Below are 13,896 nucleotides of genomic sequence, written 5' to 3'. Positions count from 1 at the left end.
GGAGGCGCGTACGAGGACGCGGCCGGACCCACAATGGACAGGTGAGACCCATGAGCGCGGACCAGTGAATCCCATGAACATCGACGACACCGCCCCGCTCGACCAGACGGACGACCGGCCGTTCGCCGAGGCGGACCTGCCGTGGAACCACCCGCTGGCCCGTGCGCTGTCCCGACTCGGCCGCCGGCTCAAGCAGGGCGACCGGAAGCGTCCGTGGATCCTCGACGCGGCGGTGACGGCCGTCGTGGCGCTGCTGTTCTGCCTGCCCGACCTGGTGCACGACCACGACGGCGGACACCATGGGTTCGACACTCGGTTCACCCACCTGCCCTGGCCGGGGACGCTCGCGCTGCAGGCCGGACTGGTCCTTCCTCTGCTGTGGCGCCGCAGAAGGCCCTCCCTCGCCTTCGCCGTGATCACCGCGGTGTTCATCCTCCAGCTCGCGCTGGGCGTGTGGCTGCGCGCCGACGTCGCCGTGCTGATCGCCCTCTACAGCCTGGTGCTCCACGGGGAGCTGCGACGGCTGCCCGTGGCCTGCGCGGTCACGGCGGGCGCGCTGGGGCTGGTCGCCGTACGCCTGCCGTCCGACGTGCATGTCCTGGACGCGCTGTTCTTCCTGTTCAGCACGATAACGGCGGCCGTCGCGCTCGGACTGGCGGTACGGATCCGGCGCGGCCAGCTCGCCGTCCTGCGGGACCGCGCGACCCGCCTGGAGGTCGAACGCGACCAGCGCAGCAAGCTGGCCGCCGCCGCCGAACGCACCCGCGTGGCCCGCGAGATGCACGACATCGTCGGTCACAACCTCTCCGTCATCATCACGCTCGCCGACGGCGGCGCGTACGCGGCCGACGTCGCGCCGGAACGCGGCAAGCAGGCCCTGCTGCTCATCGGTGACACCGGGCGGCAGGCGCTCGGCGAACTCCGCCGCCTGCTCGGCGTCCTGCGCGAGCAGACCCAGACTCCCGCCACACCCGAGCTGAGCCCCCAGCCGGGCATCGGGGACATCGACGGCCTGTGCGAGCGGATACGGGCCGCCGGCCCGCGCGTCGTCCACCGCAGCAGTGGCGAACTGGGCACCCTGGACCGAGGCGTCCAGCTCGCCGTCTACCGCATCGTCCAGGAGGCTCTCACCAACGCCCTCAAGCACGGAGGCCCCGAGACACGCGTCGATCTCAAGGTGAGCGTCGAGGACACCCTGCTGCACATCGACGTCCACGACACCGGCCCGGGTACCGGCACCGCCCGTTCCCGGCCGCACGACGACGAAGGACACGGAATCCCCGGCATGAGAGAACGCGCGGCCCTCTACAACGGGACAGTCGTCGCGGGACCCGCTCCCGACGGCGGATGGACGCTGCGGGCCACCCTCGACCTCACCCCTCTGGACGGGACGGACCTCGCTCCGTCGGCCGCCGCGGGCGGTGCGGCGTGACCAGTGTGCTCATCGTCGACGACCAGCCGCTGCAGCGCCTCGGATTTCGCATGCTCCTGGAGAGCACGCCGGACACCGATGTCGTCGGGGAGGCGTCACACGGCGGCGACGCCGTCCGCAGGGCGGCCGAACTCCGCCCGGACGTCATCCTCATGGACGTACGGATGCCCGGCATGGACGGCATCGAGGCCACCCGCCGGGTCGTCGCGTCCGGCGGCCGGTCTCGCGTCCTGATCCTGACCACGTTCGACCTGGACGAGTACGCCTACGCCGCTCTGCGCGCGGGAGCCAGCGGTTTCCTCCTCAAGGACGCCCATCCGGAGGAACTGCTCGCCGGCATCCGCGCGGTCGCCGCGGGCGACGCGGTGATCGCCCCCGCCCTGACCCGCCGCCTCCTGGACACGTACGCCAAGCACCTCCCCCACGATCCGGTGACGGGAAAACCGCAGGACGACACCCGCGTACGCGCCCTCACCGAGCGGGAGTACGAGATCTTCGTCGCCATCGGCGAGGGCTGGAGCAACAGCGAGATCGCCGAGCGCCTGGTGGTGGCGGAATCCACCGTCAAGACCCATGTCGGCCGCGTCCTGTCGAAGGTCGGAGCCCGCGACCGCGTCCAGGCGGTCATCCTCGCCTACGACCTCGGCGTCGTCCGCCCGAACCCGCCCGACTGACCTCCGCGAGCGAGGCGCGGCGTGCGGCGCCGCCTTAGGGTCGGCGGTATGACCGACAACAACCTGCGTCTCGTCACCGTGGAGCGGACCGGCACCGGGCGCTTCACCGCGACGAACGCCCGCGGCGGGACCATCGCCTTCGGCACCGGCTCCGATCCCGAAGGGGAGAACGCGTTCACCCCGGTCGAGTTGCTGCTGGCCGCCATCGGGGGCTGCACCGCGGCCGATGTCGATGTCGCGACCGGCCGCCACGTGGAGCCCTCGCGGTTCACCCTGACCGTGACCGGCGACAAGATCGCCGACGAGTCCGGAAACCGGCTGACCGACCTCGCGGTCACCTTCTCCGTGACGTTCCCGGACGGCGAGCCCGGCGACCGTGCCCGCGCCATCCTCCCCCGGGCCGTGAAGACCTCCCACGACCGGCTCTGCACGGTCAGCCGCACGGTCGAGGCCGGTACTCCCGTCACCGTGACGATCGCCGACGGCTGACCGCGCCGGGACCGGTCCACCCGGCCCGGTGAACGAAGACACGGACCGGGTGGAGTGAAGCGGCGTTTCCGGGGCAGACGCCGAACGTCGAAGAGGGTGGATGCGGGACGGATCGTATGGGCCAACCGATGAGCGAAGCGGGACAGCAGGAACAGCGGGGTGCACTCATCGAGGCGTCCGTCGCGTACGACGGTGATTCCGCGTGCATCGCCCAGGCGCGGGCGTTCACCCGTGACTTCCTGACGCGGGTGCAGGCGGTCGCCGGACTGCCCGTCTCCGGACGGGTGATGGGCATGGTGCCCCTGGTCGTCAGCGAACTGGTGACCAACGCGGTGAAGTACGCGGCCGGGCCCTGCCTGTTGTCGCTGGAGGTCGACCAGGGCGCCGTGAAGGCGACCGTGTGGGATTCCGAGCCGACCCTGCCGGTGGCGAGGGCCGCCGAGGCGGGCCGGGTCGGCCAGCACGGGCTGGAAATCGTCATGGCCGTGTGTCACGCCTTCGAGATGCACCGGGAACCCGTCGGCAAACGAATCACCGCCGTGGTCACCTTGGCCGACACGCCGAACAGTGATGTGAGCCACTCCGTCACCTGACGCCGAGCTCCGTCTCCCCGGCAACAGTGGGGAACGCGCCGGTGCGCGCGAAGTCTCCGCGGCGGCCCCGCCGCGTCGCCATGGCACCCTGAAGTGCGCCTGAAGAGCCGAAACGAAATCGTGTCGCGTCATTGCGGCCGGCTTGCGGGACAATGACGAGTTCGCAGCTCTCTTTCGGCAGGGAAACGGGTGGTTAACACAGTGCGGCAGGCAGGTGTACTAGACGTCGGATGTCACAGCGCTCTGCTCACCGTGGCGCGGCGACGCGCCGGGGTCGACATGGAGCCGGTGCTGTCTCGAAAGGTACGGCTCCAACTGCACGAGACGCTGGACGCGACGGGACGTCTGGGCAAGTCGGGCGTACGCAGTGTGCAGCGGGCCGTGGCCGAGACACTCGCCGAGGACCGGGAGTCCCTGCCGGAGGTGTACGCGTTCGCCACGTCGGTGATCCGCGACGCGCCCAATCGCGAGGAGGTCCTCGCGCAGGTGGCCCGCGCCACCGGAACCCGGTTGCGGGTGCTGTCCGGTGAGGAGGAGGCCCGGCTGGCCTATGTGGCCGCACGCCATTGGGCGGGCGCCCGGGCCGGTTCCCTGCTGGTGCTCGACATCGGCGGCGGGACCGTGGAGATCGCGTCCGGCACGTCCGAACAGCCCCGAACGGCCCTCTCCCTGCCGCTGGGTGCCCGGACGGTCACCCGCGCCTGGAGACTGGACGAGGCCGTGTCCTCGAAGCGACGGCTCGCCGAGGTGCGCGACCACCTGAGCGACCGCCTGGCCGAGGTGGCCGACCTGCCGCGGGCCGAGCCGGACGGGCGCGTGCTGGCCTGTTCCAAGACCTTCACCCAGCTCGCCCGCTACACCACCGCCGGGCGCGGCCGTTCCCGGGCGCCGCAGCGGCTGACCCTGGACGAGGTGCGGGCCGCGGTGGGCGTGCTGGCCAAGAACGGGTCCGCCGACCGCGGTCTTCTGCCCGGCATCTCGCGTCACCGGGCCGGGCAGTCCCTGGCCGGGGCGCTGGTCGCGGAAGCCCTGCTGGAGGCCTGCCGGGCCACCAGCGTGGAGATCTCCCCCTGGTCCACCCGGGAAGGTCTGCTCCTGGAGCGCCTCGGGGCCCTGCGCACCAAGGGTTCCACTCACCGCTGACCCGGCCGATCAGCCCGTTGGGATTCCCCCGCGGCACCGGTGTGCGACACCTGGTCCCGTCAAACGCGGGTACGGCACCGCGCGTTGGAGGAGCACGGGCCCGACGGGCGGCTCGGCGCGAGCGGTTGCGCGGCCGCACGACGATCGCGGGCCGGGAACAAACCCGTACGACTCGACGCTGACCTCAATACCCCGGTGGGTGCCGGGGCGCGGAGTCCAACCGGGTGCGGTGGACCGGCCGGCGGCTCTGTCAGTGGGAAGGCGTGAGAGCGATGATGGCGTCCGGACAGCGGCGAGTGCGGGGGACCGGGACGGGTGAGTTGCCCCTGGTGACCTCTTGCGGCCGCAGGATCTCCGTGAAGGAGCTGCGGCTGGCCACGCCGGGCCGGCTGATCGGCCGCGTCACGCTGGACGTGGGCCCCGACCAGGGCGACGAGCACGGGGTGTGGGCCTCCCTCACCCCCGCCGAGGCACGTGAACTGGCGCGTCGCCTCCTCGCCCACGCCGCCCTCGTGGAGCCGGCGGGGCCGCCCGACCGGGAAACGCCCCGGAACCACGACATGCCGCTCGACGCGGCGGAGACCCCGATGGGGTCCGTGACGGGCTCCCGCTCGGGACACCGCTCCGCCTGAGCGGACGACCGGACGACCGGCACCGGGCAGGCGTGCTCCGGCGCGAACGACGCACGGGTGCCGGTCTCCCCCGGACGAGGGGGAGGCCGGCACCCGCACTCATGTCAGTCGGCGCCGTTCAGGATCACGGGAACTGCGTGACCTTCGACGGAACGGTGTCCGTCCCCGAGGTGGGCGCGCCGGTGTTGTTGACGACGTGGGCGTACTGTCCCTTGCCACCCAGGGAGATGACCAGGATGTCGTGCAGCTTGACCCCTGTCTTCACCGGGACCTGGAAGCCGTGTGCCTGGACGATCGTCGGGTCCGTGGTGAAGTTGCAGTAGCTTCCCAGACCCCATGCCTCGTGCACGGCGACGGAGTCGGCGACCTTGTAGGCCGCGTATCCGACGATGCCGTCATGGGTGATGGCGGCGGCGTTGGGCACGTCGTACGCCTTCTCGTTCTGGAAGAAGATCGTGCGTCCGTTCTCGCCGTTCCACAACACGTCGTACTTGTTGAAGTGTTCGACGAACAGGCCGGTCGCCAGGACGTCGTCACCGTTGACCACGAGGCCGTAGTCGGCGCGGTTGGTGTCCCAGCCGACCCCGTCTCCGTGGTCGGCGCGCCAGAGCCAGGTGTGGTCGATCACGACGTCGTCGCTGTTGACCACGACCGAGTTGGTGGCGAGGCCGGGGCCCGCACCGCCGATCCGCACGAACACGTCCTGCATGGTGGTGGGGTTGGCGGAGTGGTCCACCGAGGAGCCCGCCGGACCGATCTGGAGCAGGGTGTCGGAGTTGGAGCGGCCGGCGTCGATGAGGAAACCGGCGAGCCTGACTCCGTCGACGTCCGCGACGTGCATGGCGTCGATGCCGTTGTCCGGCACGATGGTCGCCAGTCCGAGACCGAGGACGACGGTGTTGGCCCGGGTCACGTTGATGGTCTGGTCGAGGTGGTAGACACCCGGGGTGAACAGCAGGTTGAGGCCCTGGGCGAGGGCCGCGTTGATGGTGGCCGCGGTCGCGCCGGACTTGACGACGTAGAACTGGTCGAGCGGGATCGACGTACCGGCCGTGTTGGGCCACGAGACGCCGCGGGCGTTGGTGCGCTTGGAGGGCACGAACACCTTGTAGGCGCTGCCGTCCATGTAGAGGAAGGGCTTCTCGCGGGAGACCGGGGTGGTGTCCAGGGTGGTGTACGGGCCGGAGTCGAAGTTCGTCGCCGGCGCCCCCTGGACTCCGGTGAACGTCATGTTCCAGACGCCGTTGGTCCAGCCTCCGACGGAACTGTCACGGGTGTACCACTGCTGCTGCGAGTACGGGCCGACCGTGCCGTCGATCTTGGAGTCGGCGATGTAGCCGCCGGACGCCCAACCGTAGCCGTTCGGGGAGAGGTTGAGGCCGCCCTGTACGTGGATGCGACGGAAGGGGGCGGCCTGCGCCACGGCCCAGCGGTCGGTGCCGTTGGAGGGAGTGATCGACAGGTTCTCCGCCGAACGCCAGAAGTTCTGGGTGGCGTTGCCGTTGAACCAGCCCGCGTCGACGGTGATGTCGCCGTTGATGTGGGTGTCGTCGGGGTTGAGACCAAGGCCCGACACCGAGGTGTAGAAGCCGAGTTGGGCGTTGATGCCGTTGTAGGTGCCGGGCTTCATCAGGAACTGGTAGCGGCCGGCGCCGAACTGGTTCGACTCCTGCTGCGCGAAGACCTGGTCGAACTTGGCCTGCAGATCGGGCGTCGAGGGGTCGACGACGATGACGTTGGGCCCGAGATCACCGCCGCCCTGCACGGGCGGGACGCCGCTTCCCGTACCGGTGTGGACGGCGACCTCCCACAGGGAGTACCCGTACGCGGTGCCGCGGGTCGTCCCGTAGATCCGTACGTAGCGGCCCTGGCCGGAGACGTCGTAGGAGGCCGTGCCCCCGGTGCCGTCGGTGACGGTCTTGAGGGTGGTCCAGTTCTGACCGTCCGTGGAGGCCTGGATCTGGAAGGCCTTGCCGTACGCCGCCTCCCAGTTGAGGTCGATCCGGCACAGGTCGCTGGTGGCTCCCAGGTCGACCTGGACCCACTGCGGGTCGGAGAAGGCGCTGGACCAGCGCGTTCCGGTGTTGCCGTCGAAGGCGGCCGAGGCCGGGCTCGCCGCGTTCTCGGTGGAGGAGGCGGTGGCCGTCTTGCCCTGCGCCGCGTTGGCCGTGTCGCAGGTCGTGGGCGTGGTGCCGCCGCTCGTACCGAACACCTGGAACTCCCAGAGGGAGTAGCCGTACTGGGTCGCGCGGTGGACGCCGTACATCCGTACGTAGCGGCCCTGCCCCGCGACGTCGAGGCTGTCGGTGCCCCCGTCGCCGCCGGTCACCGTCTTGATGTCGGTCCAGGTACTGCCGTCCGGGGAGGTCTGGACGCGGTAGTCACTGCCGTACGCGGTCTCCCAGTTGAGGACGACCTTGGTGATCGTGGCCGAGGCGCCGAGGTCGACCTGGAGCCACTGGGTGTCCGTGGCGGCCGAGGACCACCGGGTGGCGGTGTCGCCGTCGACGGCGTAGGCGGCGGGAGTGCCGCCGTTCTCGTCCGAGGAGGACGTGGCCGTCTTGCCCTGGGACAGCGGGAGATCGGCCGCGGCGGCCGGTCTCTGCAGGGGCAGGGTGATGAGCGCGGCCATTGCGGCCAGCGCGACACCCAGGGTTCTGAGTTTCATGCCGTGACTCCATGCGGGTGGGGTGACGAGCGGAGCGGACACACTGGGTCAGGAGCTGAGGAAACAGCTGCTTTCGAGGGGATGACTGTGAACTGGCCTTCCGGCGCTCTTAGTTCACGATTTGATTTAAGTAATGAACCATCAAGGTGGCAAGTCCCGTGACATGAGTTTCTTCAACTCGTGTGCGCGGGGGCCCCGTTGATGGGCTGCTTCAGGGGGTTTGACCTGGACGGAGAGGATCGCGGACAGGCCGGAAGGCACTCGGATCCGTCAAGGCTTGAAGACGCGGGAGGGCACGCGAGGAGGCGACGGGGGCGGGACACCCGGGCGGCCCGGCTCGCGAACGACGTTCACGGAAAGACACAAACCGCGTTCGCGGAAACACGGAAGCCGAGCGTCCGGGGGCGCCGGCCGTCGGAACGGCCGGACACCCGCGGACACTCGGCGCACAGCAAGCCCGTCCGGTCCGCGCAAGCGGGCCGGACGGGCACGGGTCACTGCTGGATCAGGGCGTGATCCGCCACTGCTGGATGTAGCCCACGTCGATCGACGCGAGGTCCTGGACGCGCAGCTTCCAAGTACCCTCGACCGGCTGCGCCGAGGCGTCCACCGTGAACGTCTGGTCCACGTTGTCGGCCGAACCCCCGCTGCGGTTCAGCAGCGAGTACACGGTGCCGTCGGGGCCGACCAGATCGACCTTCAGATCACCGCGGTAGGTGTGGATGATGTTGACGTAGACCTCGGTGGTGGCCGAGGCGTTGCCGGGCCGGCCGGTGATCGTGATGGGCGACTCGACCGCCGCACCCAGGTCGGGGATGTCCACACGGGTGCCGTTGGCGTAGATGTACGCGATCCGCCACTGGAAGGCCACGGACACGGCCGCGCCGGTGCTGTCGGTCACCGTGACCGTCGTGTCGCTGGTCCCCGTGGTGGTCGGGACCCCGGAGATCAGCCCGGTGTCACTGATGACCAGACCATCAGGAAGGCCGGTGGCCGCGTAGGTCAGGCTCGCGCCGGTGTTGGTGGTGTACGCGTTCACCTGGAGGGACACCTCCTGGCCGACCCCGGAGGTCTGGTCGGCCACCGGGGCGATGTTGACCCCCAGGGCGATGCGGTCGCCGACGTTGATGCCCGCCCAGGCGTCCGCCACGGCGAGATAGGTGTCGCTGTAGGCCCCGAAGAGATCGGCCGCGGCCTGGAGGGTGGCGACCCTCGCACCGGCGTAGTCGGTCGTCGACGTCATGTACGTCGTCAGCGCGCGGTACCAGATCCGGGCCGCGTTCTCGATGCCGATGCCGGTCACGGGGAGGCCGTCGTGGGTCGGGCTGTCGTACGAGACGCCGTTGACGGTCTTCGGACCGCTCCCCTCGGAGAGCAGGTAGAAGAAGTGGTTCGCCGGTCCCGAGGAGTAGTGGACGTCGATGCCGCCCAGCGACGAGTCCCAGTAGTCGCGGGAGGAGCCGTCCTTGGAGGGCTGGTCCATGTAGCGCAGCGGTGTGCCGTTGCCGCGGATGTCGATCTTCTCGCCGACGAGGTAGTCGGGGACGTCGGAGGCCAGGTTCGCGTGGAACTCCACCGCCGCGGCGAAGATGTCGGACGTCGCCTCGTTGAGGCCGCCGGACTCTCCCGAGTACGTCAGGTTCGCGGTGGCGCTGGTGACGCCGTGGCTCATCTCGTGGGCCGCCACGTCCAGCGCCGTCAGCGGCTTGGCGTTGCCGGAGCCGTCGCCGTAGGTCATGCAGAAGCAGCTGTCGGACCAGAAGGCGTTGACGTAGTTGTTTCCGTAGTGGGCCCGACTGTAGGCGGCCACACCGTCGTTGCGGATGCCGTTACGGCCGAAGACGTCCTTGTAGTAGTCCCAGGTCGCCGCCGCTCCGTAGGCGACGTCGACGCCGGCGGTCTGCCGGTCGGCCTGGGTGCCGTCGCCCCAGACATCGTTGTCATCCGAATAGAGGGTTCCGGTGCCGGAGGTTCCCTGGTTGAGGTCGTAGGTGCGGTGGCCGGCGCGGTCCGCGTCGACCAGTTGGTACGCCGATCCGGACGGCGTGGTGGAGAGCGGCACCGTGCCCACGTACTGGCCGGTGCCCGTGCCGGTGTCCACACCCTCGTACTGGGAGGCGACCTTGCCGGTGGCCGCGTCGGTGATGACGTGCAGCTCGCTCGGTGTGCCGTCGCGCTGGAATCCCTCGACGACCGACTCCCAGGCCAGGACCGGGTGGGCGCCAGCGGCCCAGACGACGAGCCGGGGTGACCCGTCGGCCCGGGATCGCCCGACGGCCGCCTTCCTGCCCACCGTGAGGGCCTTCGCCGAGGCGTCGGCGGCGGTGATCCTCGGCTTCACGCTCGGCACGGTGATGGTGGACCGACTGGCCTCGGACACCGTGCTGCGGCCGTTCCTCAGATGCTCGACCAGGTCGCCGCCGACCACCGGAAGTCCCGCGAAGGTGCGCTCGTACCGCGTGTGGGTCGTACCGTCCGCGTCCTGGACGACGTCCTTGACGACGAGTTTCTCCCGCGTGCCGAGGCCGAGCCGCTTCGCGGTGGCACCCACCGCCGCCGCGGCGCTCCGGACGAGGGCGGTGCGCCTGGCGGGCGACAGCGGGACCTGGGCGGCACCGGCCCGGGGCTGGGCGACGATCTTCGCGGCGCTCCTGGCGGGAACCGGGTCAGCGGCGGCGGACGCGGAGCCCGGCTGGACGGCGAGGGCCAGTAACGAGCTCGCGGTGGTGAGGGCGAGGGCAGCGGCGCGTCCGCGCCGGCGGACGGAGAGGTGTTGCCGGTTCAAGTCGTCTCCTTCTGCGGGGGGGTTGGCCCGGATGGAACCCTGGGCGAACCGGACCGAGGGGGTCGGCCGGTCCACGGAGGGCCGGGCGGGAAGGAGCGCCGCAGGAAGTACCGCACGAAGACGCTCGCGGACTCGGCGGCGCGTGGATCCTGAGGGGGCGGATCGTGACCGTGCGAAGCGTGCGGGTGCGGATCGTAGGGATGCGGACCGCGGGAGTGAGGGTGAGGGTGAGGTTGAGGGTGCGCTGGTCGGTGATGAGGGGCGCGGGGCGTGAGGGGGCTGTGAACGAAACGTGAACGTTCGACAGCAGAGTGACATCTCGCCGACGGTCTTGTCATGGAGGCGACAAAAGATCGGCTTGAACTGACCATTGCCTACGGCGGGTTCATCCCCCCGGCCGCTTTCCGGTCAGGCCCGGTCAGACCTGTCCGTTCGCTGTGAGGTGGCTGTGAACTCGACCGTCACCGCTGACTCGTGCGCTCCGGGGCCCGGACGCCTCCTGGCGGATAAGGGTGGGCTCTGTGGGCGGGGCATGGCGGTCGGAAAGGAACGCCGACGCGCTCGGAGGATCGGCCCTCAGAGCTGACCCGCGTGGGTGTGACTGTGGGGCAGTTCGGGTGGTCCGGGCGGACTCTGGGGTTTGCGGTCGCGCAGCCAGTCGTGAACGGCGAGCCCGAAGGCGCCGAGGATGAAGACGATCCCCGAGCCGATGGCGATCACCAAGGCGGAGCGGTAGTCGTGCCCCCTGGTGCCGAGCACGACGTAGAACAGTCCCGGCAGCGCGGCCGTACCGACGGCGCCGCCGAGCCGCTGGGCCGTCTGCAAGGCGCCGCCGGCCGCTCCCGCCATCCGCACCGGCACGTCCCGCAGGGTCATCGTGACGTTGGGCGAGATCACGCAGCCACTGCCCAGACCGCCGATGAACAGCGCGGGAGCCGCGAACCACAGTGCGGTCCCGCCGGGAGCGAGGCGCAGTACCAGCAGCGCTGCGCCCAGTCCGAGGGCGACGGCGGCGAGACCGCAGACGGTCAGCAGCCGGCCCAGCCGCTCCACCAGCCGCCCGGCCACCACGGCCGCCGCGGCCGAACCGATGGCGAAGGGGGTCACCGCGAGTCCCGAGCGCAACGGGGAGTAGCCCTGGCCGTTCTGGTAGTAAAGGGCGAACACCAGCCACACCCCGCTGAACCCCACGAAGTACAGGGCGGCGATGGCCGCTCCGGCGGCATAGCCGCGCGTGCTCGTCACCAGGCGGGGATGCAGGAGCGGCTGGCCGCCGTCGGCGGCCAGCCGCCGCTCCCAGCGCGCGAAGGCCCAGAGGAGGCCGAACCCGACCGGGAAGAGCCACCACAGCCTTCGTATGCCGCCGGCCTCGGCGAGGACCAGGGGAAGCATCACCGCGAGGACTCCGCAGCCGAGCAGCAGGACGCCCCGCAGGTCCAGTCGCTCACGGCGCCCCGGAGCGACCTTGGGCAGCAGGCGCACCCCCAGCAGGAAGGCGACCGCCCCGACCGGTACGTTCACATAGAAGATCCAGCGCCAGCCCTGGGGTCCGCCGGCGAGCATCAGGATCAGTCCGCCGATGACGGGGCCCACCGCGCTGGAGACGCCGACCGTGGCGCCGAAGAGCCCGAAGGCCCGACCGCGCTCGGCTCCCCTGAACATCTGCTGGATGAGGGCCGAGTTCTGCGGTGCGAGGCAGCCGGCGGCCACGCCCTGTGCCAGCCGGGCCACGATCAGCAGCGTGATGGTCGGGGCGGCTCCCGCCGCGGCGCTGCAGAGCACGAAGGCGGCGAGCGCGAGCAGGAAGATACGTCGTCGGCCCAGCGCGTCGCCGAGCCGCCCCGCCGTCACGAGAACCAGCGCGAAGGTGAGGGCGTAGCCGGAGACGACCCACTGGATGGAGGGAGCGGTGGCGTGCAGGTCGCGCTGCATCGAGGGCAGGGCCACCGCCACGATGGTGACGTCGAGCAGACTCATGAACCCGGCCACGAGGGTGACCCACAGGGCGCGCCACCGCCGCGGATCGGCGCCTTCGGCCGCCCCTCGCGTCCCGTCCCCGCGTCCGTGTGCCTGCGTGTCCCGTCCCACGCCGGGGGCTCCTCTCCGCCGCTCCCCCACCATCTTGGGCCCGTGCGGGCATCCGGCAACACGGGATCCCGAGCGGCTCACGGCGAGGGGGCGGAGTGCACGGTGCGGCTCGCCCCGAGCGGCGGGCGGGCGTCCGGACGGGCACATGGCTGTGGGGCCCGTTCTCCGGAACGGGCCCCACAGTGCCGCGGTCGGCAGACGACCGCGCCGAATCCCCGGACGTGAGCGGGTCAGCCCTTGAAGACGTCCTTCGTCTTCTCCTTGGCCTGCCGCGCGTCGCCCTTCGCCTTCTCGGCCCGGCCCTCGGCGGTCATCCGCTCGTTGCCCACGGCACGCCCGGCCGCTTCCTTGGTCTTGCCCTTGGCCTGCTCCATCTTGGCCTTGGCCTTCTGCTCGCCACCCACGATGTCTCACTTCCCCATCACGATCGACTTCGGGTGTCGAAGCAACGGGTGACCCGCGTCGGCCGCGTCAAACGCACTGATCGAGGATCAGTACCCGGCCAGTCGGTGACCCTCCGTGGTCACGGACGGCTCCGGCGTGCCGGAATGGGCGGGCTGGGCCAGCCTGGATACATGGGCAGATGATCCTTCGATCCGTCCGGAGGATCACGCCCGTCCTGGGCAGCCAGAGCGAGGACGACGTCATGGGTGATGAGGTCTACCAGCCGGGAGGCCCCGATGTCCGCGAGGACGAAGGCATCCTCGACCCTGAGGACACCCTTGAGGACCGGGGCTCGGATCCCTTCGACGAAGGGTGGTCGCCGCCCGAGCGCCCGCTCGCCGTGGAGCATCGAGGCACCACCGCGCGTGAGCAGCGTGAGGGGGAGAGCCTGGACGAGAAGCTGGCCGAGGAACGGAAGGATCCGGCGCTGGAGGAGCCCGACGAGGACGACGAGTCGGGCGACCTGGCGGACGAGGAGGGCGGGCTCCCGGACGACGAGGTGGGCGCGGACCGCGCGGAACGGATCCTGGCCCTGGACGAGGGCGCCCACCAGGATGCCGAGCACGACATGATCGCCGAGGATGCCGACAGCGACGAGGGCACCGACTCCGCCGAGGAGGCGGCCGTCCACCTGCTGGCCGACGACATGCCGGAGCGGCTGCCGGACGAGGACGGGCGCCGCGTCCCGGAGGGCGAGATCCGCCGGCTGCGCTCCGAGACGGACATCGCGCCCCAGTAGTGCTGCGTCAGGTGCCGGTGAAGGGGCGGCCGATCGGCGGCGCGTGTCGGGACGCGGGCAGCGAGCACGCGCGTTCCCCGATTTCGCACGGCGCCGACATGGCCGTACGGCGCCGAAGTGACCGTACGGCGCCGGAGCGGTCGTACGGTATCGAAGTGGTCGTACGGCGCTGACGCGTCCGTACGGATCCGAGATGACGGCCGGTCAGT

At 70.7% G+C, this 13,896-nt stretch carries 11 protein-coding genes; 7 read left to right on the top strand and 4 right to left on the bottom strand.

Translation table 11 applies throughout. The features are described 5' to 3' along the window. Positions 1-73: 73 nt before the first annotated feature. The 6 genes from ACIQRL_RS26720 (at position 74) to ACIQRL_RS26695 (ending at position 4,963) form a co-directional block, all read left to right on the top strand. Positions 74-1,432, top strand: a complete 1,359-nt coding sequence (locus ACIQRL_RS26720; RefSeq protein WP_401336079.1) for a sensor histidine kinase — start codon at positions 74-76, stop codon at positions 1,430-1,432. Then, the gene (locus ACIQRL_RS26715; protein ID WP_401336077.1) at positions 1,429-2,106 is read left to right on the top strand and encodes a response regulator; all 678 of its coding nucleotides are present in this window, start codon (positions 1,429-1,431) and stop codon (positions 2,104-2,106) included. Before ACIQRL_RS26720 ends, ACIQRL_RS26715 begins: the two co-directional genes overlap by 4 nt. A gap of 48 nt (positions 2,107-2,154) precedes the next feature. Beyond that, positions 2,155-2,595 carry an OsmC family protein gene (locus ACIQRL_RS26710; protein WP_401336074.1) on the top strand — a complete coding sequence of 147 codons (441 nt, stop codon included), beginning with the start codon at positions 2,155-2,157 and terminating at the stop codon, positions 2,593-2,595. A gap of 128 nt (positions 2,596-2,723) precedes the next feature. Then, positions 2,724-3,188, top strand: a complete 465-nt coding sequence (locus tag ACIQRL_RS26705) for an ATP-binding protein (protein WP_401336071.1) — start codon at positions 2,724-2,726, stop codon at positions 3,186-3,188. A 279-nt stretch (positions 3,189-3,467) separates the two neighbouring features. After that, entirely contained in the window at positions 3,468-4,331 is an 864-nt protein-coding gene (locus ACIQRL_RS26700; protein ID WP_401336474.1) for a Ppx/GppA phosphatase family protein, read from the top strand. Positions 4,332-4,687: 356 nt separating this feature from the next. Then, the gene (locus ACIQRL_RS26695) at positions 4,688-4,963 is read left to right on the top strand and encodes a hypothetical protein (protein ID WP_401336068.1); all 276 of its coding nucleotides are present in this window, start codon (positions 4,688-4,690) and stop codon (positions 4,961-4,963) included. Between the two features lie 124 nt (positions 4,964-5,087). On the opposite strand, the gene ACIQRL_RS26690 is transcribed toward ACIQRL_RS26695, so the two are convergent. From ACIQRL_RS26690 to ACIQRL_RS26675, 4 genes are all read right to left on the bottom strand, one after another. Beyond that, complete coding sequence (locus ACIQRL_RS26690) at positions 5,088-7,631, bottom strand: discoidin domain-containing protein (RefSeq protein WP_401336066.1); 2,544 nt, start codon at positions 7,629-7,631, stop codon at positions 5,088-5,090. Positions 7,632-8,136: 505 nt separating this feature from the next. After that, positions 8,137-10,416 (bottom strand): M4 family metallopeptidase, encoded by a 2,280-nt coding sequence (locus ACIQRL_RS26685; RefSeq protein ID WP_401336063.1) that lies wholly within the window; start codon positions 10,414-10,416, stop codon positions 8,137-8,139. 576 nt (positions 10,417-10,992) lie between these two features. Beyond that, positions 10,993-12,537: an MFS transporter gene (locus ACIQRL_RS26680; RefSeq protein WP_401336060.1), complete on the bottom strand. Its 1,545-nt coding sequence runs from the start codon at positions 12,535-12,537 to the stop codon at positions 10,993-10,995. A gap of 197 nt (positions 12,538-12,734) precedes the next feature. After that, complete coding sequence (locus ACIQRL_RS26675; protein WP_261706029.1) at positions 12,735-12,908, bottom strand: CsbD family protein; 174 nt, start codon at positions 12,906-12,908, stop codon at positions 12,735-12,737. 179 nt (positions 12,909-13,087) lie between these two features. Between ACIQRL_RS26675 and ACIQRL_RS26670 the strand changes: the two genes are divergently transcribed. Next, positions 13,088-13,687, top strand: a complete 600-nt coding sequence (locus ACIQRL_RS26670) for a DUF5709 domain-containing protein (protein ID WP_401336057.1) — start codon at positions 13,088-13,090, stop codon at positions 13,685-13,687. The last annotated feature ends 209 nt before the right edge of the window (positions 13,688-13,896 follow it).

Origin of the sequence: Streptomyces sp. NPDC091209 (genome assembly GCF_044757755.1) — a bacterium.
GTDB lineage: Bacteria > Actinomycetota > Actinomycetes > Streptomycetales > Streptomycetaceae > Streptomyces.
This window is presented reverse-complemented; position numbering and strand designations above follow the sequence as displayed.